Origin of the sequence: Vitreimonas sp. (assembly GCF_035627415.1) — a bacterium.
Taxonomy (GTDB): Bacteria; Pseudomonadota; Alphaproteobacteria; order Caulobacterales; family Aquidulcibacteraceae; genus Vitreimonas.
Window position 1 is genome coordinate 128,549 of the sequence record NZ_DASPLU010000007.1, and the last position, 24,905, is coordinate 153,453.

Annotated in this window: 27 protein-coding genes and 1 tRNA gene; 9 read left to right on the plus strand and 19 right to left on the minus strand. The window is 67.5% G+C overall.

Features of this window, described 5'->3' with window-relative positions; translation table 11 throughout:
* Positions 1-26: 26 nt before the first annotated feature.
* From VEA80_RS05315 to VEA80_RS05360, 10 genes are all read right to left on the minus strand, one after another.
* Entirely contained in the window at positions 27-581 is a 555-nt protein-coding gene (locus VEA80_RS05315; RefSeq protein WP_325059661.1) for a precorrin-2 dehydrogenase/sirohydrochlorin ferrochelatase family protein, read from the minus strand.
* Entirely contained in the window at positions 578-1,324 is a 747-nt protein-coding gene (gene cobA / locus VEA80_RS05320; protein ID WP_325059662.1) for a uroporphyrinogen-III C-methyltransferase, read from the minus strand. The genes VEA80_RS05315 and cobA overlap by 4 nt, the downstream gene beginning before the upstream one ends.
* A complete protein-coding gene (locus VEA80_RS05325; RefSeq protein ID WP_325059663.1) occupies positions 1,321-2,571 on the minus strand; it encodes a sulfate adenylyltransferase subunit 1 in 1,251 nt (416 codons plus the stop codon). The genes cobA and VEA80_RS05325 overlap by 4 nt, the downstream gene beginning before the upstream one ends.
* Positions 2,571-3,494 carry a sulfate adenylyltransferase subunit CysD gene (cysD, locus tag VEA80_RS05330; protein ID WP_325059664.1) on the minus strand — a complete coding sequence of 308 codons (924 nt, stop codon included), beginning with the start codon at positions 3,492-3,494 and terminating at the stop codon, positions 2,571-2,573. Before cysD ends, VEA80_RS05325 begins: the two co-directional genes overlap by 1 nt.
* Complete coding sequence (locus VEA80_RS20540; protein WP_325059665.1) at positions 3,491-4,723, minus strand: phosphoadenylyl-sulfate reductase; 1,233 nt, start codon at positions 4,721-4,723, stop codon at positions 3,491-3,493. The genes cysD and VEA80_RS20540 overlap by 4 nt, the downstream gene beginning before the upstream one ends.
* Positions 4,720-6,372 carry a nitrite/sulfite reductase gene (locus VEA80_RS05340; protein WP_325059666.1) on the minus strand — a complete coding sequence of 551 codons (1,653 nt, stop codon included), beginning with the start codon at positions 6,370-6,372 and terminating at the stop codon, positions 4,720-4,722. The genes VEA80_RS20540 and VEA80_RS05340 overlap by 4 nt, the downstream gene beginning before the upstream one ends.
* 113 nt (positions 6,373-6,485) lie before the next feature.
* Complete coding sequence (locus VEA80_RS05345) at positions 6,486-7,424, minus strand: LysR substrate-binding domain-containing protein (RefSeq protein ID WP_325059667.1); 939 nt, start codon at positions 7,422-7,424, stop codon at positions 6,486-6,488.
* Positions 7,425-7,534: 110 nt separating this feature from the next.
* The gene (gene metB, locus VEA80_RS05350) at positions 7,535-8,692 is read right to left on the minus strand and encodes a cystathionine gamma-synthase (RefSeq protein WP_325059668.1); all 1,158 of its coding nucleotides are present in this window, start codon (positions 8,690-8,692) and stop codon (positions 7,535-7,537) included.
* A complete protein-coding gene (gene metX, locus VEA80_RS05355) occupies positions 8,679-9,656 on the minus strand; it encodes a homoserine O-succinyltransferase MetX (RefSeq protein WP_325059669.1) in 978 nt (325 codons plus the stop codon). The genes metB and metX overlap by 14 nt, the downstream gene beginning before the upstream one ends.
* Positions 9,653-9,985: a hypothetical protein gene (locus tag VEA80_RS05360; RefSeq protein ID WP_325059670.1), complete on the minus strand. Its 333-nt coding sequence runs from the start codon at positions 9,983-9,985 to the stop codon at positions 9,653-9,655. Before VEA80_RS05360 ends, metX begins: the two co-directional genes overlap by 4 nt.
* A gap of 260 nt (positions 9,986-10,245) precedes the next feature.
* Here VEA80_RS05360 and VEA80_RS05365 point away from each other — a divergent pair, with 260 nt between their 5' ends.
* Positions 10,246-10,992 carry a PepSY domain-containing protein gene (locus VEA80_RS05365; protein WP_325059671.1) on the plus strand — a complete coding sequence of 249 codons (747 nt, stop codon included), beginning with the start codon at positions 10,246-10,248 and terminating at the stop codon, positions 10,990-10,992.
* 51 nt (positions 10,993-11,043) lie between these two features.
* On the opposite strand, the gene VEA80_RS05370 is transcribed toward VEA80_RS05365, so the two are convergent.
* A tRNA-Ser gene (locus VEA80_RS05370) sits at positions 11,044-11,134 on the minus strand.
* A 130-nt stretch (positions 11,135-11,264) separates the two neighbouring features.
* Between VEA80_RS05370 and VEA80_RS05375 the strand changes: the two genes are divergently transcribed.
* The 5 genes from VEA80_RS05375 to VEA80_RS05395 are packed head-to-tail and all read left to right on the plus strand — an operon-like array spanning position 11,265 to position 17,023.
* Positions 11,265-12,968 carry an exopolysaccharide biosynthesis polyprenyl glycosylphosphotransferase gene (locus VEA80_RS05375; protein WP_325059672.1) on the plus strand — a complete coding sequence of 568 codons (1,704 nt, stop codon included), beginning with the start codon at positions 11,265-11,267 and terminating at the stop codon, positions 12,966-12,968.
* Entirely contained in the window at positions 12,965-14,431 is a 1,467-nt protein-coding gene (locus VEA80_RS05380) for a lipopolysaccharide biosynthesis protein (protein ID WP_325059673.1), read from the plus strand. The genes VEA80_RS05375 and VEA80_RS05380 overlap by 4 nt, the downstream gene beginning before the upstream one ends.
* A 20-nt stretch (positions 14,432-14,451) precedes the next feature.
* Positions 14,452-15,363: a glycosyltransferase family A protein gene (locus VEA80_RS05385; protein ID WP_325059674.1), complete on the plus strand. Its 912-nt coding sequence runs from the start codon at positions 14,452-14,454 to the stop codon at positions 15,361-15,363.
* Positions 15,360-16,115 (plus strand): polysaccharide deacetylase family protein, encoded by a 756-nt coding sequence (locus VEA80_RS05390; RefSeq protein WP_325059675.1) that lies wholly within the window; start codon positions 15,360-15,362, stop codon positions 16,113-16,115. Before VEA80_RS05385 ends, VEA80_RS05390 begins: the two co-directional genes overlap by 4 nt.
* Positions 16,112-17,023 carry a glycosyltransferase family A protein gene (locus VEA80_RS05395; RefSeq protein WP_325059676.1) on the plus strand — a complete coding sequence of 304 codons (912 nt, stop codon included), beginning with the start codon at positions 16,112-16,114 and terminating at the stop codon, positions 17,021-17,023. The genes VEA80_RS05390 and VEA80_RS05395 overlap by 4 nt, the downstream gene beginning before the upstream one ends.
* Here VEA80_RS05395 and VEA80_RS05400 read toward each other — a convergent pair.
* Both VEA80_RS05400 and VEA80_RS05405 read right to left on the minus strand, forming a co-directional pair.
* The gene (locus tag VEA80_RS05400; protein ID WP_325059677.1) at positions 17,011-17,694 is read right to left on the minus strand and encodes a hypothetical protein; all 684 of its coding nucleotides are present in this window, start codon (positions 17,692-17,694) and stop codon (positions 17,011-17,013) included. The genes VEA80_RS05395 and VEA80_RS05400 overlap by 13 nt on opposite strands.
* Complete coding sequence (locus tag VEA80_RS05405) at positions 17,691-19,232, minus strand: hypothetical protein (protein ID WP_325059678.1); 1,542 nt, start codon at positions 19,230-19,232, stop codon at positions 17,691-17,693. Before VEA80_RS05405 ends, VEA80_RS05400 begins: the two co-directional genes overlap by 4 nt.
* 134 nt (positions 19,233-19,366) lie before the next feature.
* Between VEA80_RS05405 and VEA80_RS05410 the strand changes: the two genes are divergently transcribed.
* Positions 19,367-20,083 (plus strand): polysaccharide biosynthesis/export family protein, encoded by a 717-nt coding sequence (locus VEA80_RS05410; protein WP_325059679.1) that lies wholly within the window; start codon positions 19,367-19,369, stop codon positions 20,081-20,083.
* Between the two features lie 75 nt (positions 20,084-20,158).
* On the opposite strand, the gene VEA80_RS05415 is transcribed toward VEA80_RS05410, so the two are convergent.
* Positions 20,159-20,434: a hypothetical protein gene (locus VEA80_RS05415; RefSeq protein WP_325059680.1), complete on the minus strand. Its 276-nt coding sequence runs from the start codon at positions 20,432-20,434 to the stop codon at positions 20,159-20,161.
* A gap of 131 nt (positions 20,435-20,565) precedes the next feature.
* Positions 20,566-21,318, minus strand: a complete 753-nt coding sequence (locus VEA80_RS05420) for a glutathione S-transferase family protein (protein WP_325059681.1) — start codon at positions 21,316-21,318, stop codon at positions 20,566-20,568.
* A gap of 215 nt (positions 21,319-21,533) precedes the next feature.
* On the opposite strand from VEA80_RS05420, the gene VEA80_RS05425 reads away from it, so the two are divergent.
* Together VEA80_RS05425 and VEA80_RS05430 are read left to right on the plus strand one after the other, a co-directional pair.
* Positions 21,534-22,055 (plus strand): RcnB family protein, encoded by a 522-nt coding sequence (locus VEA80_RS05425; protein ID WP_325059682.1) that lies wholly within the window; start codon positions 21,534-21,536, stop codon positions 22,053-22,055.
* Between the two features lie 124 nt (positions 22,056-22,179).
* Entirely contained in the window at positions 22,180-22,362 is a 183-nt protein-coding gene (locus tag VEA80_RS05430) for a hypothetical protein (RefSeq protein WP_325059683.1), read from the plus strand.
* On the opposite strand, the gene VEA80_RS05435 is transcribed toward VEA80_RS05430, so the two are convergent.
* From VEA80_RS05435 to VEA80_RS05450, 4 genes are all read right to left on the minus strand, one after another.
* Entirely contained in the window at positions 22,359-22,712 is a 354-nt protein-coding gene (locus VEA80_RS05435) for a gamma-glutamylcyclotransferase family protein (RefSeq protein ID WP_325059684.1), read from the minus strand. The genes VEA80_RS05430 and VEA80_RS05435 overlap by 4 nt on opposite strands.
* Positions 22,705-24,189 (minus strand): Asp-tRNA(Asn)/Glu-tRNA(Gln) amidotransferase subunit GatB, encoded by a 1,485-nt coding sequence (gene gatB / locus VEA80_RS05440; protein WP_325059685.1) that lies wholly within the window; start codon positions 24,187-24,189, stop codon positions 22,705-22,707. The genes VEA80_RS05435 and gatB overlap by 8 nt, the downstream gene beginning before the upstream one ends.
* A 46-nt stretch (positions 24,190-24,235) precedes the next feature.
* Positions 24,236-24,562, minus strand: a complete 327-nt coding sequence (locus tag VEA80_RS05445; RefSeq protein WP_325059686.1) for a hypothetical protein — start codon at positions 24,560-24,562, stop codon at positions 24,236-24,238.
* Between the two features lie 133 nt (positions 24,563-24,695).
* Positions 24,696-24,905, minus strand: a 210-nt coding sequence (locus VEA80_RS05450; RefSeq protein ID WP_325059687.1) for a hypothetical protein, incomplete at its 5' end; no start/stop codon positions are given.

A 24,905-nucleotide genomic window follows, 5' to 3' on the forward strand; every position in this document is an offset into this window, starting at 1 on the left:
GCGAGCCGCCAGCGCCATCGGAGCGCTCATGTCAGGCCATGGCGGGCGAGACGCGCCCCGGCATCGGCGATCAGCGTCTCGGCGGGCGCGCCCAGACGCCGCAACGCCACACGCGCGTCGGCGATCTCGTCGAGCGCCTCGGCCCATGCGACCGGGAAAGCCGCCTCCAGCCGCTCCCGCGCGGCGCGTGCGGCGGCGGGGCTCGCGCCGCCTGTGCCCACCGCAAGCGTTAGCCTGCCGCGACGAACCACGGCCGGCGTATGGAAATCGCAGAGATCAGTCACGTCCTCGACGTTCACGAGCACGGCCGCCGTACGTGCGGCTTCCGCCAGAGGCGCGGCGAACTCGCGCGGCAAATCGGCAATCCAGACGGCGTGATAGCGCATCAGCTCCTGTGCGCTCGGGAGGCGTCGTTCGAGCCGATCACCGGCAGCGTTTTCGAGGCCCGCATCCGGCGCATCGGACCAGACATCCGGCGCCGCGCCAGCCTGCTTCAGCCAGTTCAAACGCCGCGCAGCCAGCGTTGCGCGGCCGATCAGGGCGATACGCGTTGCGGCAGGATCGATGAAAACAGGGATCATGCGGCGCTCACCGCGGCGAGCGGCAGGGCGTCCGCCAATGCGGCCACCTCACCAACGATGATGACGGCTGGGCCGTCGCCAAGTTCCGCGACCAGCTCAGGCAAGTCGCACAACACGCCGCGAAGCACGCGCTCGTTCGCCGTCGATGCGCTCTCGACCACCGCGACCGGACGCCGCCGTTGAACGCCCGAGGCAAGCAGCTCTTCCACGACGTACTCTGCATGGATGGCGCCCATGTAGATCACGGCTGTCTCGGCTGCGGCCGCAGCCTCCGCCCAGTGCGCATTCCTGGCGTCGCCGTGACCCACACTAGGCGTGACGAACGCGACCGACCGCGAGACGCCGCGCGAGGTCAGGGACGTTCCAACAGACGCCGCCGCCGCAAATCCTGCACTCACACCGGGCACGGTGACGACAGGCACGCCAGCCACTCGGCACGCGGCGACTTCTTCGCTGGCGCGGCCGAACAGGTTGGGATCGCCGCCCTTCAAGCGGACGACCACGCGATGGCGTTCAGCCAACCGCACCAGCAGCCGGCAGATCAAACGTTGATCGACCGAGGGCCGGTTGGCGCGCTTACCGACGTTGTAGATCCGCGCCTGCGGCGCCAACGCGAGAATCTCGGCGCCGACCAAGGCGTCGTGTAGAACCACGTCCGCCTCGGAGAGCAACCGCGCCGCGCGCAGCGTGAGCAGGTCCGCCGCTCCAGGCCCAGCGCCGACAAGATAGACCGTCCCCGTCATAGCGCTTCCCGGATCATGCCGGCCGCGCATGTCTGATTGGTTTGCGGATCGAACAGGACGAACGCGCCTGGCCCACCGCCGCCTCGATAGAGATCGGCCAAGATAGGATCGCGCGTGCTGATGCGCACGCTGGCAATGTCGTTGAGGCGCAAACTCGCCGGGGCCGGCCGCTCCGAAAGGTCGGCGACATCACGCACGAAATGAACGTCCTCGATTAGAGCTTGCGTCTCCAGCGCGCCCTGGCGGAACTGGTAACGGCGCCCTTTGACCCAGGCGTCCTCGTCCAGCCAGCACAGATCCGCCGTGACGCTGCGGACGTAGCGCACGCCGACGTCGGCGATGACGTCGCCGCGCGCGGCGTCGCGCTCCTCCGTCAGTTCGATCGCGATCGAGTCGCCCGCAACGCCCATCGGCGCCGGGCGTCCGGCGACGCAGACCCGCGCCACCGCGGCAAGCGTCTTCGCCGCTCCGACCGCAACCGTGTCGCCGGGACGAACGACGCCCGATTCCATTCGGCCAGCGTACAGGCGCTTTGCCCCATCCCTCAGCAAAGTCTGAATAGGCATCCGCAACCGATCGTTCGAGAAGTCGCGTGCGCCATGGCTGCGCTTGATCAGCTCGATCAAGGTCGGTCCGGCCCACCAGTCCGCACCGCCGCGGCGCACGACGTTGTCGCCGCGCTGGGCGGATATCGGAATGCAGCGCACATTGCGCAGACCCAGGCCGCCGGCGAGATCGTCCACCGCCGCACGCACGTCCTCGAAGCGCTCCTGCGACCAGCCGAGCGCATCCATCTTGTTCACCGCCACGATCAGGTCGAGCCCCATCAGGGCGGCAATCGTGGCATGCCGTCTCGTCTGCGGACGCAGCACGCCATCGACGACACGTGTTGCATCGATCACCAGCACGGCGAGGTCCGAATTGCTCGCCGCCGTCACCATGTTGCGCGTGTACTGCTCGTGGCCCGGCGCATCGGCGATGACGAAACTCGTCTGCGGCGTCGCGAAATAGCGATACGCCACGTCGATGGTAATGCCCTGAGCGCGTTCGGCCTCGAGCCCATCCGTCAAGTTCGCGAGATCCTCCGCGCCCAGAGTGTCGACCTGGTCCCGCATCAGGGCGCCGCTATCGAGCAACAGCCTGCCGATCAGAGTCGACTTTCCGTCGTCGACGCTTCCGGCCGTCATGAAACGGATTTGAGCGCCCGGCGCTGCGATCACGGCTGAAGAGAGGCCCGCGGCGTCCATCAGAAATATCCTTCCAACTTGCGCCGCTCCATCGCCGCGGCGTTGGCCCGGTCATCGATCCGGGTCGCGCCGCGCTCGGAAACGGAAGCGGTGAGCGTCTCGCGCAGAACCTCCTCAGCGCCTTCAGCCGTACTTTCGACCGGGCAGGTGCAGGTGATGTCGCCGACGGTGCGAAAGCGAACGGTAAGACTTTCGATCGTCTCGTTCTCACCCGCCGGAGTCAGCGCCGTGACGGGGAACAGCAGCCCGGCGCGGCGGACGACTGCGCGCTCGTGCGCATAATAGAGGCGCGGGAGCTCGATCCGCTCACGCGCGATGTAGGCCCAGACGTCTGCTTCGGTCCAATTCGATAGCGGGAAGACGCGCATGTGTTCGCCGGCGCCGAGCCGTCGATTGAACAGGCTCCACAGTTCGGGCCGCTGCGCGCGCGGCCGCCAGGCCCCGAAGGCGTCGCGATGAGAGAACACGCGCTCCTTGGCGCGCGCCTTTTCCTCGTCGCGGCGGGCGCCGCCGATCAGCGCGTCGAACTCGAACTCCTGCTGCGCTTCCACCAGGGTGACCGCCTGTGCGGCATTCCGGCTCGCCGTCTCGCTCTCGACACGCACGCTGCCGCGACGGATCGATTCCTCCACCTCGCGCACGATGAGATCGAGACCGGTCTGGCGCGCGCGCTGATCGCGATAGGCGATCACTTCGGGAAAGTTGTGCCCCGTATCGATGTGCAGCAACTTGAAGCCCGGCTTCTGCGGCGCGAACGCCTTCAGCGCCAGATGCAGCAGCACCGCGGAATCCTTGCCGCCCGAAAACAGCAGCGCCGGCCGCACGAACGCGGCCGCCTCGCGCAGAATATAGACGGCCTCGGACTCAAGACGATCGAGCCGCGTAGGCGCCGGCCGCGGCGCCGCTCCTTCCGCACTGCTCATTGCGTCGTCGAGTTTGTATGCAAGCCGCATTCTTTGCTGTCCTGAGATTCCCACCACCAGCGTCCCGACCGCGGGTCTTCGCCCGGCCGGATCGCCTTCGTGCACGGTTCACATCCAATCGATACGTAACCGCGCGCGTAGAGCGGGCTCATCGGCACATCGAAGCGCTCGGCGTAGGCCTTGACGTCGTCCCAACTCCAGGCCGCGAGAGGATTGTACTTGGCGGCGTTGTGAACGCCGTCGTGCTCGCGCTCCGGCAATGCGGCGCGCGTCACGCCCTGCTCACGACGCTGGCCGGTGATCCATGCATCGCGCCCTTCGAGGGCGCGCGCCAGCGGCGCCACCTTGCGGATCGCGCAGCAGAGTTTGCGCTGCGCGACGCCTTCGTAGAAGCCGTTCGCCCCATGCGCGGCGACATACTCGGCGACCGCCGCTTCGTCCGGACGATGCACTTCGATCGCAATCCCGTAGCGTTGCTCGGTCCTCGCGATCAGAGGGACGGTCTCCTCATGCAAGCGGCCCGTATCCAGCGTGAACACATCGACCGGCAGCCGCAGCCGCGCGATAACATCAGTGATCACCATATCTTCAGCCGAGAGGCTCGACGCGAGCGCCGGCCGTTCATGCTCTGCGGCGATCACCCCCAGTTCGCGTTCGAGCAACTTAACTCGGGCGCGAAGGTTTGCTTCGCTCTGGGCGCTCAGGGCGCCCGCACCGCTGGCGTCATTCTGGTAGGGAACAGTAATGGCGCTCAGGGCGGCGACCGCCGTCTGCGGATCCTGGTCCTCGCGCAATTCGAACGAGTCGAAGCCGACGCGCGCCATAGCGCCGATCTGGTCCGCCGTCACGGCGCCAACCGCCCGCAGGCGGCCGCGATAATTGAGCCGCCGGCGCAGAAGCACAGCTTGCGAATAGCCGCGGCCGTCGCCGATGCGCGGGAAGTCGACCGCGACCAGCGCGGCGGCGTCGATGCGTCCGGCCAGCGCGCGCGGGTCGTCCGCAGGTTGCAGCAGCAACGCGCTTTCGCCGCGCCAGTCCGGCATCAACGCATACTCGCCGCCTTCCCAGGCGATCACGGAGGGTCCAGCAGGGGCTTTGACGACAGGCACGATCTTCTTGCGCACGTCCCCGTGACCATCATTGGCGGGCGACACCGGCGCGGCCGCACGCGGCGCCGCCTCGCCCTTGATCGTCACGCCGCGCGGGTCCAGTTCGACAAGGACGCTCATGCGGCGACACTCTCTTCGGTTTCGAGCGCGCGGCGGAACGCCTCGGCGCCGAGACGTTCGACCGCGCCGATAAAGAGCTCGCCCGGTAGGCGCACACTCAGGTAATGGCGCGCGAGCCGCTCGATGATCTGCGGCGCCTGCTCCGCCCGCACCGCCTTACCGATCAGCACGCCGAGCGCGCCGCCCGCCTCGGGTTTGCCGCCGAGAAGGATCTGGTACCAGTCCTCGCCACCCTTCTCCACGCCGAGCACGCCGATGTGGCCGACGTGGTGATGGCCGCAGGCGTTGATGCAGCCGGACACCTTGATGGCGATCGGCCCCAACTCGGCTTCAATTGGCGCCAGTTGCGCGGCGATTGCGGCGGAGAGCGGAATGGACTTCGCGTTGGCCAGCGAGCAAAAATCGCCGCCCGGGCAGGAAATGATGTCCGAGGCCAGGCCGATGTTGGCGCGGGCGAGTCCGATGCGATCAAGCTCCAGCCAAAGCGCGTGGAGCTGGAAGCGCCGCACGTAGGGCAGCACGAGATTTTGCGTGTGCGCGACGCGCAGTTCCGCGGCGCTGTATCGCTCGGCCAGACCCGCGATAACCTCCATCTCGTCGGCGGTGACGTCGCCCGGCGCGACGCCCGCTCGTTTCAGGCTGATCGTGACAATGGCGTAGCGGGGATCGCGGTGCTCGGTGATGTTGCGCCGAGTCCATTCGCGGAAGCGGGCGTCCACCGGAAAGCGCGCGGATGCGGCCTCGACAGCATGGTCGAAAACGGGATCGTCAAAATGCATGCGCACGCGCGCCAGCGCCTCTTCCGTGAGCGTGCCCGGTCCGTTGCGCAGGTACGCCCAATCTTCGTCGACCTCCGCCGCGAACTGCTCGGCGCCGAGCGCGTCGACCAGGATCTTGATCCGCGACTTGAAGATGTTGTCGCGGCGGCCGAGGCGGTTATAGGCGCGCAGCACCGCTTCGCTGTAGGTCAGCAGCTCGCTCCAGTGCAGATCGCGCTTGATCACGTCGGCAAGACGCGGTGTGCGCCCTTGGCCGCCGCCGACCTTTACGATCATGCGCACTTCGCCCACTTCGTCACGATAAAGGTCGAAGGCCAGGTCGTGCACCGAGGTTGCGGCGCGATCCTCCCTGGCGCCGTTGAAGGCCACTTTGAACTTACGCGGCAGGTGCGCGAACTCCGGATGTAGCGTCGACCATTGCCGCATCAGCTCGCAATAGGGCCGCGGGTCCACGATCTCGTCGGCCGCGACCCCCGCGAATGCGTCGGTGGTGACGTTGCGGACGCAGGAGCCGCTGGTTTGGATCGCATGCATGCTGACGCGCGCGAGCTCAGCCAGAATGTCCGGCGTCTCCTCCACCTTCACCCAATTGAACTGGATGTTCTGGCGCGTCGTGAAATGCCCCACGCCGCGGTCATAGCGCCGGGCTATGGCTGCAATCGCGCGCAGCTGCTCTGATGAGAGCACGCCGTACGGAATGGCGACGCGCAACATCGGCGCGTAGCGCTGGATGTAGAGCCCGTTCTGCAGCCGCAGCGGCTTGAACGCATCCTCGTCGAGCAAGCCCGCTAAGTATCGCCGGACCTGATCGCGGTACTGCGCAACGCGTTCCTCGACGATGAGGCGGTCGACGGCGTCGTAGCGATACACTTGGCGGCGCGCCCCACGGTTCCTGGCCAACAGGCCTTGCGAGAACTGACTTTGGGGATGCGTGCGCGCGCCAGGAAGGTCGAGGCTCTAAACTGTTGCTTTAGGCGGGCGCGTCAGGCGGTTTGATCGGCGACAGGATCATCCTCGATCGCCTGCTCGCGCAACCAATCGAGAAAAGCTTTCTGCGCCGGTTCGAAACGCCGCCCGCGGGGCCACACCAGCCAATAGGCGAAGCCGAGCGGCGCGTGGGTTTCCTCGAGCGGCGTCACCAGCGCGCCGCTGGCGATGTCGCGCAGCGCAAGCTGGCGTTTTGCGAGCACGAGCCCTTTGCCCGCGACTGCGGCTTCGAGCGCAAGGCTGGACTGGTTGCAGCGGAGCCCGCGCTCGGCGTCTTCGCGGCGCACGCCACGCGCGGCAAACCACATGCTCCAGGTCGGGCACGACGGATCCCGCTCGGCCGCGTCGTCATGGATGAGCGGCAGCGCGGCGAGTTCGGCCGCGGAACGCAAGGGCGCGCGGCCCTCCAAGAGCTGCGGGCTCGCGACCACCACGACCGATTCCGACATGAGCCGCTCGCAATGGAGCGCCTCGTATCCGCCCGGCCCGTAGCGGATGGCAAAATCGATGTCGCTGCCGGAGAAATCCACGAGCGCCATGTCGGCCGAGAGGCGCACCTCGATTTCCGGAAACAGCTCCTGAAATTTGCTCAGGCGCGGGATCAGCCATTTCGACGCGAAGGAGGGCGCGGTCGAGAGCGAGATGCGCCGCCCCCGCCAGCTCGCGCGCATCGCCCGGCCGGCCTGCAGCATCTCAGCCATCGCGCCGCTGGCGTGCGCGAACGCAGCTTGACCCGCTTCTGTCAGCTCGACGCCGCGGCCAAGCCGCCGGAAGAGCGGCTGGCCGGCGAATTCTTCGAGCACGCGAATGTGCTGACTCACCGCCCCGGCGGTGATGCCAAGCTCTTCCGCTGCGCGCGCGAAACTGCTGGAGCGCGCGGCCGCCTCGAAGACGCGCACGCTCAAGAACGGCGGCATGACGTCGTTTGAGTCCACGTGCCCTACGGCTCCTTTGACAGCTTCATTACAGTAGGAAGGCCGGCGACGTTTCGCCACCAGGTTCGGTCTCGGCTTGTCGCAATCCTGCGAGGTGCGGTCGAGAGGGGTCAGGCAGCCTGCCGGAGCGCGCTCGCGAGGGCGTGATCGAGATCGGCGATCAGGTCGTCCGCGTGCTCGAGCCCTATTGAGAGCCTGAACAAATTGTCCCCAATTCCCGCTTGGGCGCGGGCCTCGGCGCTCATCGAGGCGTGCGTCATGCTCGCCGGATGCGCGATCAGGCTTTCAACACCACCGAGCGACTCCGCCAGCGTGAATCGCTGCAGGCCCGCGAGGAAGCTCCGTGCGTCGCCCTGGCCCAGCTCGAAGCTCAGCATCGCGCCGAACCCCCGCTGCTGACGCCGCGCAATGTCATGGCCGGCATGATGGGCGAGACCGGGGTAATGGACCTTCCGCACTTGTGAATGCGCCGCGAGCCAGTGGGCCAAGCGGCCCGCGGACGCGGATTGCTGGGCGATGCGCACGTTGAGCGTGCGCAGACCGCGCAAGGTGAGCCAAGCGTCGAACGGCGCGCCGGTCACGCCGGTGCAATTCGCCCACCAGGTCAGCTGCTCGGCGTCAGCGCCTTGTTTGGCGACGACGGCGCCGCCGACGACATCAGAGTGGCCGTTCAGATATTTGGTGGTCGAGTGGACGACGAAGTCGGCGCCGAGTTCGATCGGCTTCTGCAGCGCCGGCGACAGGAAGGTGTTGTCCACCGCCACCCTGACCCCGGCCGCATGTGTACGGCTAGCGAGCCCCGCGACGTCGACGACGCGCATCAACGGATTGCTCGGCGTCTCGATCCAGAGAAGCGCAGGAGACTCCGCGAGGGCGCTTCCGACCGCGTCGGCGTCATTCTGATCGATGAAGCGCACGCGGATCGACCCTCTGCGCGCGCGCGCGTCGAACAAGCGCCACGTGCCGCCGTAGCAATCGTGCGGCGCGATCACCAGCGCGCCGGCCGGCAGTAGCGACAACACGAGATCGACAGCCGACATGCCGGAGCTGGTGATCACGGCGCCGGCGCCCCGCTCCAACTCGGCGATCGCTTCGGCCAGCAGCGCGCGCGTCGGATTTCCGCTGCGGCTGTAGTCGAACGCGCGCTTCTCGCCATAACCGGCGAAGCTGTAATTGGCCGAAAGATAGAGCGGCGGCACGACCGCGCCTTGGGCGGGATCGCAATTGATGCCGACGCTGCAGGCAATGGTTTCGTCATGCTTGGACATCGGATTTCACCTTCAGAGCCTCGGAGATCAGCGGGCCGATGATCGCGGTCTCCTTCAAGAACGCGTCGTGGCCATAGATGGAGGGGATGACGTGGAACGCTTCGAGTGCGGGCAGGCGCGTCGCGAGCGCGCGCATCGCCGCGACCGGCACGATCTGGTCCGACGCGCTGGCGACGAGAACGGTCGGCGTTCTCACCGATGCGGGGTCGATGCTGTGCCTGTCGATCGCCTCACTGAGCGAAAGCCAGCGGCGCGGCGCCATGGTTTGCGGATACGCCTCGCCGCGGGCCTCGAGATAAGCGTCGACCGCGCTGCGCCCGTTCGCATCGATGCCGCCGCCGAACCGCTGCTCGAACTCTTCGGCGCTGCGATACGTCGTCATGGCGAGCTGCCGGGCGAGCGCGAGACCTTGGTCTCCCTCGCCGCGCGCCAAGGCGTACTCGACGATCCGGCGTTGGACCCCGCGCCAGGCGCAGCCGAGCGCCGCCGGACGTTCGCCGGCGGATAGGACGCAGAGTCGCTCCAGGCGCGCGGGGTGCGCAGCCGCAAACGCCAGGCCAACCATGCCGCCATAGGACGCGCCGACAAAAGCGTGCAGCCGGGACACGCCGAGCGCATCGAGCGCGATGGCGACAAGATCTGCTTGGTCAGCCGGAGAGATGCGCACGCGCTGGTCGGTCAACGGCGCGAAGTCGAGCCCGAGAACGGCATACGCGTTGAGATCGATCGCACCGGCCGGCGCCGCGATCTCGCGCCACCAACCGGCTTCCCCGGCGACGTGTCGTCCCGCGGAGATGCCGCCGAGCACCGCGACAAGCGGCGCGCCGGACGCGCCTTGCAGACGCATCTCGATCTGCCGCTCAGCAAGGCCATCTCCGGAGCGGAGCCGAAACCCGGCAGGGATCGGAACCCGAATATCCTCTTCCACCAGCGGCGTGACGCTGCGGCGGGCAAGCGCGCTCATGGCGAATGCCCCAACGCCGCGCGCGAAAGCATCAAGTGTTCGACGCTGCAGCAACTGGCGAGCCCTTGATCGAGCAAGCCGCCGGAGAGCCCGCGCGCCGCCTCAGACGAGAGCCCCTTCAGCCGACATCGCACCGCAAAGGCCTCGTTCTGACGGGAAATCTGCAGGCTTTGCAGCTCGGCGCCGGCGACGACGAGACGGCCGGAGATGTCGCTCCAGGATCGCCAATCGCCCAGCGTCAAATAGAGATCGTGCTGGAGTTCCAGCCCTGCGAGGGCGCCCAGTTCGGCGTCGGGCTTTGTTGATCCCACGGTTTCGCAAACACTCATCGCCCACTCCGGCGTTGAACAGTTCGCGTCGATGTCGAGGATCGCTTGCGGGCGGAAAGGCGGTGCGGCTTTAGCCCCACTTAACCTTCGCTTTAGCTGGATTTATAACGCGCCCGCAAGCTGAGCATCAAATCGGCGCGACGTTTCTCTAGCGCGTGCGCGGAGCGCTGTCACCAAGAAAATTGTGCAGCCGCGAACAGCACGCTCGCGGGAAGGTGTAAGGCGGTGCGCGATGGAGTAAGAACCAGGCGGGGGGATCGATGAAGCTCGCGCGTATCGCGTCGTTCGTGCATAAGTGGCTCGCGCTGCTTGTCGGCGTCCAGATCGTGTTCTGGGTCGGCAGCGGCCTCTTCTTCACGCTCTTTCCGATCGAGCAGATCCGCAGCGAGCATTTGATCCGCGAGACGGCGCCGCAAACGATCGACACTGCGCTGCTTCCGGCAATGGGCGCGCTACGCGGCCCGAACGGCGAATTGCCGACCAAGCTCATCGTCGAACAGCGCCCGGGCGGCCAAGTCGTACTGGCGGAGTTCGCAGATGCGCCGCCGGCGCTCTACGACGCGCGCACGATGCGGCGTTTATCGCCGCTTGGCGCCAACGAGGCGAGCGCAATCGCACGCGCACACGTCTCACTCGCGACGGCGCCCTCATCGATCACGCGGATCACGGAAGCAAGTCCCGAGTACAAGGGCGCGCTACCCGCCTATCGCGTGCACTTCAACGAGGGCGGCCTCTCTGTCTACGTCGCCGAGAACACCGGCGCCGTAACCGCGCGGCGCTCGGACCTCTGGCGCGTTTACGATACGCTCTGGGCGCTGCACATCATGGATTGGCGGAACCACGAGGACTTCAACCATCCGCTGATCGTAGCTGCGGCCTGGCTGACGCTTCTCTCCGTCCTCGCCGGCGTCGTTCTCATTCCTTACCGCATCGGATTTGGCCGGAGAGCGCGCACATCCGCTCCAGCCGCAGGCGCACCAGCGGCGCCAAAGCCCCCCGCCGGCTGACAGGCGCGCCGCGCGGCTCACGGTTCTAGGTAGAGCTTGGCGTGGTAAATCTGGCGGAGACGGAGGGATTCGAACCCTCGGTACCCTGTTCGAGTACAACGCCTTAGCAAGGCGCCGCCTTCAGCCACTCGGCCACGTCTCCGGCAGGGGGCCACGCTTAGCCGCGCCGCCCTCCCCCCGCAAGACGCCAAACCAAGGCCTCCACATGGTTAACTGGCGCGGCGTTTGCGCGAACGCCGGGGACGAAACTCATCCCAAGGGCGAATTGACCTATGTCCCAGCCAGCGTTGCAGCGTCTTGGCGCCGATTTGGAGCAGGCCGCCGAGGAGCTGACGGCCGCTTGCCCCCCGCAGGCTGAACCGGAAACGGACGATGTGGACGCCTCGACGCGCGAGGCCCGGCGGCTCGCGGATTTGGCTGCTTCCTTCTGCCTGTTCGGACTGCGTATCGATCAGCTGGCATGGACAGCGCCGGGCTGGGACGCCGCCGCCGACGCCCCCTACCGCATCGCGGAGGCGCCCGAAGCTGCGCCGGCCAACGACGCATCCGCGGCCACCTCGCGCTGTTTTCCGGAACTCGCCCGCCGCGGCCTTCATGTCGAGCCGCGCTATGCGATCCGTTTGATCCAGGCGGTGGACTGGGTCGTGATCGCGCTCGCCGCCCAAGCCGCGGCGCTCTGGGGCGCTGGCCTCGGGCTGGCCGAGTTGCCGCTCGGCCAGGCGCTGGCCTTTGTCGCGAGCGCGCTCAGCCTCAAGTTCGGACTCTGGCTGACGGAAACCTACCGCGTCACGCCGCGCCGCATTCGTCCCGAGCGCAGCCTCGGCGGCTTGGCGCTGGGCGCCATCACCGGGCTTGTCGTCGCCAACTTGTTGGCCGCGGACGCCCGCAGCGCGGCGGCGCTCGCAGCCATAATCCCAGCAACCGCTATGCTGCTCGCGCTCGCGCATGGCGCGCTCGCGGTCTGGATCGGCGCCGCGCATCGCAAGGGCGTGTTCTCGGAAACCTTGGTGCTGGTCGGCGCGACACCCGCGGCCGAGCGCCTGGCCGCGCGCGCGGCCAAGACCGGCGAAGCGCGCATCGTCGCGATCGTCGACGATCGTCTGTCGCGCGCGCCGGAGGCGCTCGCTTCCGCCCCCGTCGGCGGCAGCCTTGACGATCTGCTTGCGTGGGAGGGTCTCCCGCACGTCGATCGTATCGTCATTACCGTAACGCAGAAGGCCGAGGCGCGTGTGCGGGCGATGATCGAGCGGCTCCGCTCGATCCCGAACCGCGTCGACCTGCTGTTGGACTACGACACCCAGAGCGTGCGCGGCGGCCGCGTCGAACGGTTCGGCGGCGGTGCCGTCGCCTGCGTCTCGGGCCGGCCGCACAGCGCCCGCCGCGCAATGATCAAGCGTGCGCAGGACCTCGTTCTCGGCGCGCTGCTGCTGATCGCCTTCGCGCTGCCGATGCTGACAATCGCGGTCGCGGTGAAGCTCGACAGCAAGGGCCCGGTGCTGTTCCGCCAGCGCCGCCACGGCTTCAACAACCGCGTCATCACGGTGCTGAAGTTTCGCACTATGAAGCACGCGCCTGGCGCGCCGCTGCGCCAAGTCCGCGCCAACGATCCGCGCGTGACGCGCATCGGCGCCTTCCTGCGCCGCACCAGCCTCGATGAACTGCCGCAGCTCATCAACGTGCTGCGCGGCGAAATGAGCCTCGTCGGTCCGCGCCCGCATGCGATCGGCATGAAGGCCGCCGAGCGCGACCTCGAACATATTGTCGCCGAGTACGCACACCGACACAGGGTGAAGCCCGGCATCACCGGTTGGGCGCAAGTCAACGGCTCGCGCGGGCCGATCGAAACGGCGCCGGCGGTGCGCCGCCGCCTCAAGCTCGATCTCGAGTACGTCTCGCGCGCCTCGCTCTGGCTCGATCTGCAAATCCTGGCGCGCACCGCGCCGGTGCTGTTCGGCGACCGCCAGGCGGCGCGATGACCGCGGGCCGCCTGCTCACACTCGCGCCGCTCCAGTTGGTGCAGGCGCTGGTCGGCTTCGGCGGGTTGGCCGCGTTCACGCGGCTCATGAGCGCTGAGGAGTTCGGCCGCTATGCGCTCGCGCTGTCGCTGTCGCTGGCGGCGCACACGCTGTTGTTCACATGGGCTGAAGCCGCCGCCTTCCGCTTCTTCGCCACTGCCCAAGCGGGCCGCCGACTGGCGGACCATTTCGCCACCGTGATCGCCATCGCTTTGGCGCTCGGCCTCGCAACCATGCTGGCGACGGGCCTTGTGCTGACGCGCGCCGGTCTCGGCGCAGAGGTCAACACGCTCGCCGCCTTCGCCGCGGGCGCGTCGGTGCTGCGGTTCGTCACCCGGATCGGGCGTGAAAGCGACCGCGCCGCGCTCGCGTTCACGCGCTATGCGGGGCTCGAGATCGCCTATCTCGCGCTTGGCTTCGCCGCGGGCCTTGCATTCCTGACCGTGTTCGACCTTGGCGCAGCGGCGCCGTTCGCCGGCTTGGCTTTGGGCGGCGCCATCGTCGCGCTGTTCGACGCGCCGCGCCTCTACGCGCAAGCCAAGGACGGCTACGCCACATTCTCGCGCAGCCGTCACTACGCCGCTTATGGCGGGCCGCTCGCCTTGGCGCTCGTGGTCGACCTTGCCGTGCAAGCCGGCGCGCGCATCATTGTCGCGACCCAGGCCGGCGAGGCGTCGCTGGGCGCCTATGCGGCGGCGTTCGGCTTGGCGCGTCCGCTCGATCTTTTGTTCATCGGCGTCAGCGCCGCCTACGCGCCCGTGATCTTCCAAGCCTACGAACGCGACGCCGAAACCGCGCGGACCGCGGCGCGCACCGCATTCGCGATCCTGGTTGCGCTCACACTGCCCGCTTGCGTCGGGCTTGCGCTCGTCGCGGAGCCGCTATCGGCGCTGATGCTCGGAGAAAGCGTTCGCGCCGAAGCGGCGCAGGCGCTGCCTTGGCTTGCGCTCGCCGGCCTGTTTTCGGGCTTCACCCTCTATTATTGGTCCGAAGCGTTCCAGCTGACGCAGCGGACCGGCTTGCGGGCGCTGCTGATGCTGGCGCCGGGCGCGGTTCAGTTGACCGCAACCTACGCGCTCACGCCTGCGCATGGCGCCATCGGCGCGGCCTTGGCTGCGGCAGCCGGAGCGGTCGTGGGCTGTGCGCTGCTCTCCGTTGTCGGCCGCGGCCTCTTCGCCCTGCCTGCCCCACGCGAGGCGCTGCTGCGAGCCTTCGCAGCGACAACCCTGATGGCGGGTGCGGTCTGGCTGACGCCCGATTACGCTGGGCTCGCGGCCAAAGTCGCGGTCGGCGCGGCGAGCTATGCGCTCGCCGCCCTCGCGCTCGATCTCGCCGGCGCGCGCGGCGCGGCGTCAGCGGTTCTGCAATCCCTTTCGCATACGATGCGCGGCTTGCGCCCTGCTTTGCTCGACCAAACCAAATGACAACCGCTTGTAGTGAACGCGTGCTTAAGCTCGGCGCCGCGACCGCGCCGGTGCGCCTCAGCATTCTGACGCCTTTCTTCCGCTGCGATCCGACGCCGCTGCTCGCGGCGATGGCAAGCGCCCCCGCCGGGGTCGAGTTCGTGCTGCTCGACGACGGCTCGGGCTCGGCCGAACTGTTAGCGCGCGTGCTGACGAGCGCGGCGGCGCTCCGCGCGCCTGTCCGCGTCATCGTCTGGGAAAAGAACCGGGGGCGCGCGGCCGGGCGCAATCGGCTGGTGGCCGAAGCCGCCGGCGACTACGTGCTCTTTCTGGACGCCGACATGATCCCGGATTGCCCGCGCTTTCTGGAGCGTTGGCTCGAAGTCGCAGAATCAGAGCCGCTCGCCGCCTTCGGCGGCCTCTCGCTGCGCAAAGCGACGCGAACCGCCGAGACGGCGCTGCATCACAATCTGTTCGGCGCCTCGGACTGCCGCGACGCAGAGGGGCGCGCGCGCGCGCCGGCGCAGTTCACGGCGTCGGCGAACCTGCTGGTTAGGCGCGATCTGCTGGCGCAATTGCCGTTCGACTCCGGTTTCGTCGGATGGGGCTTCGAAGACACCGAATGGGCCCTGCGCGCCGCGCATCTCGGCCCGATCCTGCATGTCGACAACCCGGCGACGCATGCGGGGCTCGACGATGTCGAGACATTGATCCGCAAGTCCGAGGAAGCAGGGCCGAACTTTGCCCGGCTCGCCGCCAAGCACCCGTCCGCAGTGCGCAGCTTCAGCGCCCATCGTTTGGCGCAAGCGCTGCGTCTCGCGCCTGCGCGCGCTGCGCTTCGCCGCGCCTGCGCGTGGCTGGCGCGCGATCCCTTGAGCGCGACGCCGATGATCGTCCGCCGCGCGGCGCTGAAGCTCTACCGCGCCAGCTGCTATGCGGAACACCTCACGTGACGGCCGCCTATTCGCCGCCGCGCCATCTGCTCGCCAAGCTGCAGCGCCGGCTGACCCAGCGGACGCTGGCGCGCCCGGCGACGCTGCGTTTCGCCGAGCCGGTGCTGTCGATCACGTTCGACGACTTTCCCGCCAGCGCAGCCGCGCTGGGCGCGGACATCCTCGAGCGCCACGGCGCGCGCGGCACGTACTACGCCGCCGCCGGGCTCGCGGGCCAGAACGGGCCGTGCGGCCGCAACTTCTCCGCCGGCGATGTGCGGCGCTTGCTGGAAGCTGGGCACGAGATCGGCTGCCATACCCACGCGCATACGGATTGCGCGAAGCAAAGCGTGTACGATTCTCTGCAAGAGTTCGCCAAGAACCGCGACGCGCTCGCGCACCTGGGCGTGTCGGCCGCGGTGCGGACGATGGCCTATCCCTACGGCGAGACCACGCCAGCTTTAAAGTGCAGCTTGCCGCCGCGGCTCGCGAGCGCGCGCGGCGTGGCGCCTGGTCTCAATGTTGGTCGCGCAGATCTCGCGCAGCTGCGCGCCTATGCGATGTTCGGCAAACCATTCGCGGCCATGCGGCAGGCGCTGAAGCGGGCGGCCAAACGCAAAGCCTGGGTGATCGGCTTCACCCACGACGTCTCGGAGGCGCCATCGGCCTGGGGCACCCGCGCCGCAGAGCTCGACGCCTTGATCACAGAAGCGCGCGCGCTTGGTTTCCTGGTGCTGCCGGTGAGCGATGCGCTCGAAAGGAGACTGCCATGACCCTCGTCAGCGTCTTGATCCCGACCTTCCGGCGGCCGGATTCGTTCGTGCGCGCCGCCCGCAGCGTGTTCGCGCAGCGCGGCGCCGACGCCATCGAACTCGTCGCCGTCGACAATTCTCCCGAGGGCTCAGCGCTTCCTGTGTTCGAGAGCCTTGCCTCGGAAGCGCCTATTCCGTTTCGCTGGACGCACGCGCCGACGCCGGGCGTCGCGCAGGCGCGGAACGCGGCGCTCACGCTGGCGCGCGGCGACCTCATCGCTTGGCTCGACGACGACGAAGAGGCGCATCCCGACTGGCTGGCTGCGCTCGTTTCCGTACAGAGCATGACCGGCGCGCACGCCGTCTTCGGGCCGGTGCGAGCGCAAGCGATCGGCGGCGTCCGCAACGCGGCGTTCTACGAAAGGCTCTATTCGCGCGCAGGTCCCTCGGACAGCGGCCTCACGCCGAACGCCTACGGCATCGGCAATTCGCTGCAGCTGCGCACGATGTTCGGCAGCGGCGCGCCGTTCGACACCAGCGCCGATCAGACCGGCGGCGAGGACGACCTCTTGTTCGCGGCCTGGCGCAATGCGGGCGCATCCTTCGCCTGGGCGGCGGACGCCGCCGTGATCGAACATGTCGGCGCAGAACGCACGACGTTGGCGCACGGTCTGAAGCGCGCTTTCGCCTATGGCCAAGGCCCATGCGAAACCGCCTGGCGCGAGCGCGACTACAAGGCGCTGCTGCGGCACATGTGCGTCGGCGCGCTGCAGGCGGTGGTGTTCGGGCTCGCCAGCGCTTTGGTGTTTGCCGGCTCGACCGCGCATGCGCTGGCGCTGCTCGACAAGGCCGCACGCGGCGCAGGCAAGGTGTTCTGGTTCCGCGAGCAACGCTTCTACGGCGCGGTGCTCGCAACTCAGCCGAGCTGACGCGCCAGCTGTTCGATCGCCATGACCGGCGCTGTGGCGCCCGCATAAATCAGTCCGATGACGTTCGCGCCGACGCCGTCGAGCGCTGCTTTGGCGGCCGTCGCCGCGGGCGCTGCGCCGCGATCAGCGCCGACCACCAGCACCACGGCGTCCATGTGCGGCGCAACGCGCAGGGCGATCTCGCTGCGGTCGAGCGAGGGCGCGTCGACAACGACATAGCCGCCGCTCGCGCGCGCGGCGTCCCAATAGGCCGAACCTGCGGAAATCGCCACACGCGCGCCGGCGGGAAGCGCACGCACATCGAACACGCCGGCATGCACCCGCGAATGGCCGACACGATGATAGCCGAACGCGGCTGCCGATTCACGCAGCGGCGCATTGCCGGCGGTGCGCAGCGCGTAGAACGGTATCCCGGAGACGCGCCCGTCGAGCTTCGGCCCTAGCGGCGCGCGTTCGCTCAGCCGCTTGGCCAGGGCGTTGCGCTTCAGATCGAGGTCGACCGCATAAACGGCGCCCGGACCGGCCGCCTCGGCGATCGCGCAAGCCGCCGTCGTGACGCCTTCTTTGCGCCGTGCGCTCACCAGCATCACCGCGCGGCCGGCGCCGCTCCTGTGCGCCTGCGCGGCGACGGCGTCGAGCACGCCTTCGACGGAGAATCCCCAAGGGCTCATGCGCCGCCTTCGACAAGGGTCAGGGCCGGCTTGCCTTTCGCCGGCGGCGATTTCGGCCGAACAGACTGCTGCTGTTGCTTGGCCGCGCGTGGCATCACAGCGAGCACGGGCGCGCCGAGTGCGCGCGCTGCGCACGAGGGCGTCGGGAAGCTGCGGCGCATGAAGCCGCGGGAAAGGCCAGCCGCCAGCGCCACCACCGCAGCGATCAACAGCGTGACGATCATGATGGGCCAGCGTAGGCTTTTGCCTTGCGTCGGCACGGCGGCGCGCTCGACCGGGCTGATGTTGTCGGTCGCGCGGCCGAGCATCTGACTGCGCGCGCGAGCGTCTTCGGCGCGTGTGGCGAAGTTCTGGGCGTTGGTCTCGAGAATGGCGCGCTCACGCTGCAGCTGCCGGAATTGCGGCTCCAGCGTCTGCATGGCGCGCAGCCGGTCGCGCACATCTTGGCGCTGGCGCGTCAACGCTTGTTCGCGGCCGCGCTGGGCGCGCGCTTCCGCTTCCATGGCGAAGAGCTGGCTGGCGATATCCTGGCGCACGGGATTGGCGCCGCGGCGCGTGAGGCTCGGCGGATCGCCGCCGGCGAGAAAAGCTTCGAGCTGGGCGATGCGGCGATCGACTTCGCGCACAGGCAGCGCGTCTTCCTGGTAACGCGACAGCAATTGCTGGCGCTCGACCTGCGCCTCGACCAGCTCGCGGCGCGCGTCGGACTCCGAATAGAGCTGAATCTCCGCCGGCTCGGCCTGATAACGGGAGCGCAACGAGGCGGCGCGGGCCTCGGCTTCGCCGCGCCGCGTCTGCGCCTCGAGCAGTTGCGTTTCGATGTCGCCGGCGCGCGCGGCAAGGGCCGCGAGTTCGCTTTCGAAATCGCCGATCTCATGTTCGGTGAGGAACACCGCGAGCGCCTGCGTCGCCGCGCCGGCGCGCTGGCTCAGATCGGTCGTCTGCGACGACAGCGCTTCGTACTCGCCGCCGACGAGCACTTCGCGGCGGTGAGCAAGATATTGGTCCACGAGCGCGTTGAGCGCGCGCGCGGCGATCTCTGGAGTCTTGTGTTCGAACGAAAGCCCGATCGCCGGCGTCTGCGGCGCGGTTTCGATGGTGAGGCTCTGCGCAAACGCGCGCTCGGCGGCGGCGAGCTTGCGGGCGTCGGAGCCCGATGCCGCGGCGATTTCCGGATAGAGCGTCGCCAGCCCGACGGCCTCGATCGCGCTGCGCACCACCGAACCCGAGCCGATCATCCGCATCTCGGCGTTGACGACGGTCTGCATGTCCGGCGTCGCACCGGCGCCCGCGCCACCCGCGGTCGGCTGATAAACATATTCCTGGCCGAGACGAACGAGCAATTCTGAGCGCGCGGTGTAAGTCTTGGGCGCGGCCAGCGCCGCGACCAAGCCGAGCGCACAGATTGCGCCGCCGACGGCGAGCACCGCGAAGCGCTCGGCCCACAGCATCGCCGCGAGATCGGCGAGGCTGAGCTTCGGCGCGCCGGCCCAGCCGAACCACGCCCGCTCCGCCCTGGCCTCAGCACCCGTCTTCATCAGCGCTCCCGTACGTGCGCGCGAGCCAGATTGACGGAATTTGGTAAATGATCATTCACCACCTTCCCGCACTCTGCCGCCCAGCGACGTACGGTTAACCGCACGGGCGCTAACAAAGCGTTGGAGTTTTTACGATGCGCAACGCGATTACGGTGATGACGGTGGTGATCGCCGCGGCCTTTGCCGGCTGCGCGACGCTGGCGCACAGCCAAGAGGCGCCGCAGGCGGCCGCGCCGGCCCCGCTCGTCTATTCCGATGCGACGCCGGCTTACCGCTTCTATCCGGGCGATGAGATCGAGATCGCGGTCTTTTCGGCGCCGGAACTGACGCGCACGGTCACGGTGGCGCCGGACGGCCGAATCGCGCTGCCGTTGATCGGCGCGGTGCGCGCAGCGGATCTGACGGCGGCGGAGCTGCACGATGCGCTCGTCGCGCAATATGCGCAGCACTTGCGGATGCCGGAGCTCACGGTGACGCCGCGCAGCTACGGCTCGCGGCAAGTGTTCGTCGGCGGCGAGGTGGCGCGCCCGGGCATTTACGAGATGCCGGCGCAGATCGATGCGTTCCAGGCGGTGGCGCTCGCGGGCGGCTTCCTGCCGACGGCGCGTCGCGGCGATGTGCTGGTGCTTTCGCGCGCGAGCGGCGAAACGCAAGTCAACGAGATTGATCTCTCGCCGCGAGCGATGCGGCAGGGTTTTCCCGATGCGCAGCCGCTACAACGCTATGACGTCGTCTACGTCCCGCGCTCGCGCATCAGCCAGGTGAACCTGTTCATGCAGCAATACGTGCGCGACGCGCTGCCGGTGCAGTTCAGCTTTTATTACGATCTGCGCGGCGAGCGGAACAACTGAGGCAATAGGCAGTGGGCAACAGGCAATAGGAGTTCAATCCACTATTGCCCACTGCCAACTGCCCATTGCCCGTCTTCAGTGATGCTTCACGCTGAGCCACTCGCGCGCGCTGCGCTGGGCTTGGGCGATTTCGTCCTTCGACATCATCTCGGAGAGTTCGCGGCGGCATTCCTTCGCCGCTTCCGAGCCGCGGACGGCCGCGAGGTTGAACCACATGTGCGCTTGCACATAGTCCACCGCGCCGCCTTGGCCGGTCGAATAGATCAAGCCCAGCTTGTAGAGATTGTCGCTGTCGCCTTCGCGACGCACCGCTTCGTGCGCCTCCGCGATTTCAGAATCCGTAAACGCCATTAAGGCCGCTCCCTTGTATCACTTGGGAACGTCTGGGTATCCCCATGTCCGTTCCACCCCACTGACGTGCATTTTTCGCGCCGTCGAGGTGGACGAATATCGTGCATAACTTGCGATAAGCTTAAGCCGCGTCAGCCTTGTTTTGATTTCGCATCGTTGACGCTGTTCGCGGTCTGGCCGAACAGGTGCTTCGCCGCCTCGCGGACGTCTTCCTTGCTGGTCGCTTGCTTCTGCTTGAGCTCTTCGCCCACCTTCAGCGCACGCTGGACTGCGGGCCGATCATAGATGCGATCCACCCAGTCCTTAACCTTTGGGAAATCATCGAAGCTCTGGCCGAGCTTGTGGACGATGCGCGCCCACGGCCACGCGGCGATGTCGGCGATCGAATATTCGCCGCCGAGAAAAGGCGCTTCGCCGAGCCGCTTCTCCATCACGCCGCAGAGCCGGTTGAGTTCGTTCACGTAGCGGGCGCGGCCGTACTCGATCAGCGCCGGATCGTCGACCAGCTTCGGCGCGTAGTTCACGAAGTGACTGACCTGTCCGGCAATAGGGCCAAGGTTCGCGACTTGCCAGATGAGCCATTGCTCGACCTCGCTCTTCGCGCGCTCGTCGGCAGGATAGAGCTTGCCGGACTTGCGGCCGAGATATTGCAGGATGGCGCCCGACTCGAACACGGAGATCGGCGCCCCGCCCGGCCCCTCCGGATCGACGATCGCGGGCATCCGGTTGTTTGGCGATATCTTCAGGAAGCCGGGCGCGAATTGCTCGCCTTTGCCGATGTTCACCGGCTTCACCTCGTACGGCAGGCCCATCTCTTCGAGGGCGATGGAGATCTTCCAGCCGTTGGGCGTCGGCCAAAAGTAGAGTTCGATCGGCTTGGTCATTCAGCTCTCGTTCATGTCCGTCCGAGGTGGGAACGGCGCCGGCGCGCTCAAGGCACAACGGTGTTACCGCATCGGCTGACAAACTCTAACCAAAAGGAAATCAGCGGATCGGGACACATTCAGACCAGGTTCAGTCACCTCCGGACACACTCGCGGGCAGAGAGGGACCTTCTTTTGAACGGAGCGGTTCAAGGGAAGCAGGAAGGAGACCTCGTATGAAACGCTTCGCAATAGCTGCGCTGGCCGCAGCTACGTTTGCGGCGCCGCTCGCCCTGCCGAGCGACGCCGATGCGCGCGATCGCGATCGTCGCGATCGCCATTGGCGTGATCACGACGACAACGACCGGCATGATCGCCGCCGTCACCGCCGCGACCGTCACGACCGCGATTGGGACAATCGCGACGACCGCCGCGACGAACGTCGCGCCTATCGCCGCGGCTACCAAGAAGGCCGTTGGGACGCGCGTCGCTACAACGGCTACAATTATCGCGGCCGCTGGTACTATGGTCCGCCGCCGTCGCATTATCGCGATGTCGACTACGGCTATCGCGCATGGCGCCGCGGCGACCGGCTGCCGAGCTATTACCGCAGCCACTATGACCGCGTAGACTGGCGCTACCATCGCCTGCGCCCGCCGCCGCGCGGCTATCACTATGTCCGCGACGATCGCGGCGATTATCTGCTGGTCGGCATCGCCACCGGCGTCATCCTGGGCGTGATCCTCGCGGGCGGCTAACCCTCCCCACGCCTGCTTAGTCACGCTCTTCAAGCGCCCCGGAGCTCCTCCCCCGCTCCGGGGCGCACTGCGTTAAGGCCCCGGCAACCATGATGAAGCAAGCTTCCGCACGAGGGAGGCTCCGATGCTGCTCTACATCTGGTTCGCGGTGATGATGCAGGCGTTCGTTCCCGGCGGCGACCGGATTGCTTCCTATCAATCGGGCGCGTTCGAATCGCATCTGCGCACGCAGATCGATGCGCCGGCGCTGGTGGGCGCGGCGGGCCACATGGCGCGCTACACGCCCCTCGTCGCGCGGGCGCGCTAGCGCTTCACATAGACCCAGGCTTTGGCGCCCGAGGCGAGCGCCGCTTCGACGCGGACATAATCTGCGACTTCGTAGGCGTCGGCGGCGGCGAGTTCTTCGGCCGTGATTTCGAACACCGTGCCGGCGACGCGATCGTCGGGCACGGCGCTTTGTGAGACGATCGGATGGAAACGCTTGCCGCTCTTGGCCAGCACCTCCGGATCGGTGATCTCGACCAGTTCCCGCTTGAAGCCGGTGAGCGCATCCGGCGCGCCGTTCAGCAAACGGCCAAACGTCGAGAGCTGCACGTTATCCTGCTGCAGCGTGCCGTAGGAGAAGAGGCGCTCGCTGCGTTCGTTCAGGTCAGACACCCAACTTCTTCTTCAGAATCTCGTTCACCACCGCCGGGTTGGCTTTGCCGCCGGTGGCCTTCATGGTTTGGCCGACCCACCAGCCGAAGGCTTTCGGGTTCTTTTGCACGTCGGCGACTTTGTCGGCGTTGGCGGCCATGAGGTCGTCGATGGCTTTCTCGATCGCGCCGGTGTCGGTGACTTGTTTGAGGCCCTCGCGTTCGACGATGGCGCCGGGCGCTTCGCCGGTTTCCATCATCTTGGCGAAGACGTCCTTGGCGATCTTGCCGTTGATCGTGCCGTCTTTGATGAGGTCAAGCAGTGCGCCGAGCGCTTCGGCTTTCACCGGCGATTGGCCGAGTTCGAGGCCCTTCTTGTTGAGCGCGCCGAACAATTCCTGCGTCACCCAGTTCGCGGCGGCTTTGCCGTCACGGCCCTTCGCCACGGTCTCGAAATAGGCGGCCGCTTCGCTGTCGCTCGAGAGCACGCGCGCGTCATACACCGAGAGGCCGTATGCGCTCATGAAGCGCTTCTTCTTCGCGTCCGGCAGTTCCGGCAGCGAGGCTTTGATCTCGTCGATCCAGCTTTGCTCGATCACCAGCGGCAGCAGATCCGGATCCGGGAAGTAGCGATAATCGTGCGCGTCTTCCTTCGAGCGCATGGTGCGCGTTTCGCCCGCGTTCGGGTCGAACAGGCGCGTTTCCTGATCGATCACGCCGCCGCTTTCGAGAATCTCGATCTGGCGGCGGGCTTCGTATTCGATCGCCTGCTGCATGAAGCGGGTCGAGTTGACGTTCTTGATCTCGCAGCGCGTGCCCCATTCTTTGGTGCCGGCCTTGCGCACCGAGACGTTCACGTCGGCGCGCATGGAGCCTTCTTCCATGTTGCCGTCGCAGGTGCCGAGCGCGCGCACGATCGCGCGCAGCTTGTTGAAATAGGCGGCCGCCTCTTTCGACGAGCGCATGTCCGGGCGCGAGACGATTTCCATCAACGCGACGCCGGCGCGGTTCAGGTCGACGAAGGTTTCGCTGGGCGAGAGATCGTGAATCGACTTGCCGGCGTCCTGCTCGAGGTGCAGGCGTTCGATGCGGATCGTCACCGGCTCTTCGCCGTCCGGCTCCACCTCGATCTCGCCTTCGCCGACGATCGGCTCTTTGTATTGCGAGATCTGATAGCCCTGGGGCAGATCGGGATAGAAGTAGTTCTTCCGGTCGAACCGGCTCCATTTGTTGATCTCGGCGTTGAGGCCGAGGCCGGTGCGGATCGCCTGCTCGACGCAGAATTTGTTGATCACCGGCAGCATGCCCGGCATCGCCGCGTCGACGAGAGAGACGTGCGCGTTCGGATCGCCGCCATAGGCGGCGCTGGCGCCGGAGAAGAGCTTGGCGCGGCTGGTGACCTGCGCGTGCACTTCGAGGCCGACAATAATTTCCCATTTTCCCTTGTCGCCTTCGACCAGCTGGTCGGGACGGGCGGAGCGGACATCGAGCTGAGTCATGGCCGCTATCTAAGGGTTCCTGCGCGCGCCGTCACCCGGGACCAAGCTACGCGCCGTGCAGGATCGCCTCGGTTTCCGGGACCATGGCGGGGTATGGCGGGTAATCGGTGCCGAGCGGGTCGGCGTACTGGTCTTCGTAATCGTGGCGCTGATCCTGGCCGCTGGCGAGCCAGATGCCGAGCCCGACGGAGACGGCGCCGACGGCCATCGTCAGGGCCGGCCGCTCCTCGAAATAGGTGCAGAGCCTGCGCCACGGCTCGGGACCCGTATTCCACAGGCGCATGTGCCGGCGCGGCTGCAACATAGCCAGCGCGCCATCGCCGATCATCACCATGGCGACCAGTTCGGTGCTCATTTTCGCAGGCAAGTTCATCGGAAGACTCCTCCGGTTTGGAACGGCTGCGCGGCGAGGTCGTTCCGGCTTTACCGCATTGGACGTGCGCCGGCGGCCGCGGCGAACGTCCTGTTCGGCGCGGGGGCGGGCGTGCGGGGCCGTGGGGGTTGCATCAAGACGTGTCGGCGCACGTGACGTCGGGCGCGGCGGCGACGCTGGACAGAGACGCGTGCGGGGGACGCACGGCCAGCATCGGACAGGTGCGCGTCATGCCGCGGCGCAGGCGATGGATGATGCGGCGCGCAAGGCGGTCGATATTGGCGAGCGCCTCGACGATGCGGGCGAAACGCTGCGCCAGGTTCGGATGCTTCAGCGCTTTGCG

What these genes read in the sequence shown, in the direction of transcription:
- VEA80_RS05365 (WP_325059671.1), top strand. Translation starts at nt 10,246, where the DNA reads ATGAAGCTCGCGCGTATCGCGTCGTTCGTGCATAAGTGGCTCGCGCTG.
- VEA80_RS05400 (WP_325059677.1), bottom strand. Translation starts at nt 17,694, where the DNA reads ATGAGCCCTTGGGGATTCTCCGTCGAAGGCGTGCTCGACGCCGTCGCC.
- VEA80_RS05360 (WP_325059670.1), bottom strand. Translation starts at nt 9,985, where the DNA reads ATGAGTGTTTGCGAAACCGTGGGATCAACAAAGCCCGACGCCGAACTG.
- VEA80_RS20540 (WP_325059665.1), bottom strand. Translation starts at nt 4,723, where the DNA reads ATGAGCGTCCTTGTCGAACTGGACCCGCGCGGCGTGACGATCAAGGGC.
- VEA80_RS05425 (WP_325059682.1), top strand. Translation starts at nt 21,534, where the DNA reads ATGAAACGCTTCGCAATAGCTGCGCTGGCCGCAGCTACGTTTGCGGCG.
- metB (WP_325059668.1), bottom strand. Translation starts at nt 8,692, where the DNA reads ATGTCCAAGCATGACGAAACCATTGCCTGCAGCGTCGGCATCAATTGC.
- VEA80_RS05420 (WP_325059681.1), bottom strand. Translation starts at nt 21,318, where the DNA reads ATGACCAAGCCGATCGAACTCTACTTTTGGCCGACGCCCAACGGCTGG.
- VEA80_RS05315 (WP_325059661.1), bottom strand. Translation starts at nt 581, where the DNA reads ATGATCCCTGTTTTCATCGATCCTGCCGCAACGCGTATCGCCCTGATC.
- cobA (WP_325059662.1), bottom strand. Translation starts at nt 1,324, where the DNA reads ATGACGGGGACGGTCTATCTTGTCGGCGCTGGGCCTGGAGCGGCGGAC.
- VEA80_RS05395 (WP_325059676.1), top strand. Translation starts at nt 16,112, where the DNA reads ATGACCCTCGTCAGCGTCTTGATCCCGACCTTCCGGCGGCCGGATTCG.
- VEA80_RS05375 (WP_325059672.1), top strand. Translation starts at nt 11,265, where the DNA reads ATGTCCCAGCCAGCGTTGCAGCGTCTTGGCGCCGATTTGGAGCAGGCC.
- gatB (WP_325059685.1), bottom strand. Translation starts at nt 24,189, where the DNA reads ATGACTCAGCTCGATGTCCGCTCCGCCCGTCCCGACCAGCTGGTCGAA.
- cysD (WP_325059664.1), bottom strand. Translation starts at nt 3,494, where the DNA reads ATGAGCAGTGCGGAAGGAGCGGCGCCGCGGCCGGCGCCTACGCGGCTC.
- VEA80_RS05405 (WP_325059678.1), bottom strand. Translation starts at nt 19,232, where the DNA reads ATGAAGACGGGTGCTGAGGCCAGGGCGGAGCGGGCGTGGTTCGGCTGG.
- VEA80_RS05445 (WP_325059686.1), bottom strand. Translation starts at nt 24,562, where the DNA reads ATGAACTTGCCTGCGAAAATGAGCACCGAACTGGTCGCCATGGTGATG.
- VEA80_RS05410 (WP_325059679.1), top strand. Translation starts at nt 19,367, where the DNA reads ATGCGCAACGCGATTACGGTGATGACGGTGGTGATCGCCGCGGCCTTT.
- VEA80_RS05380 (WP_325059673.1), top strand. Translation starts at nt 12,965, where the DNA reads ATGACCGCGGGCCGCCTGCTCACACTCGCGCCGCTCCAGTTGGTGCAG.
- metX (WP_325059669.1), bottom strand. Translation starts at nt 9,656, where the DNA reads ATGAGCGCGCTTGCCCGCCGCAGCGTCACGCCGCTGGTGGAAGAGGAT.
- VEA80_RS05430 (WP_325059683.1), top strand. Translation starts at nt 22,180, where the DNA reads ATGCTGCTCTACATCTGGTTCGCGGTGATGATGCAGGCGTTCGTTCCC.
- VEA80_RS05415 (WP_325059680.1), bottom strand. Translation starts at nt 20,434, where the DNA reads ATGGCGTTTACGGATTCTGAAATCGCGGAGGCGCACGAAGCGGTGCGT.
- VEA80_RS05325 (WP_325059663.1), bottom strand. Translation starts at nt 2,571, where the DNA reads ATGGACGCCGCGGGCCTCTCTTCAGCCGTGATCGCAGCGCCGGGCGCT.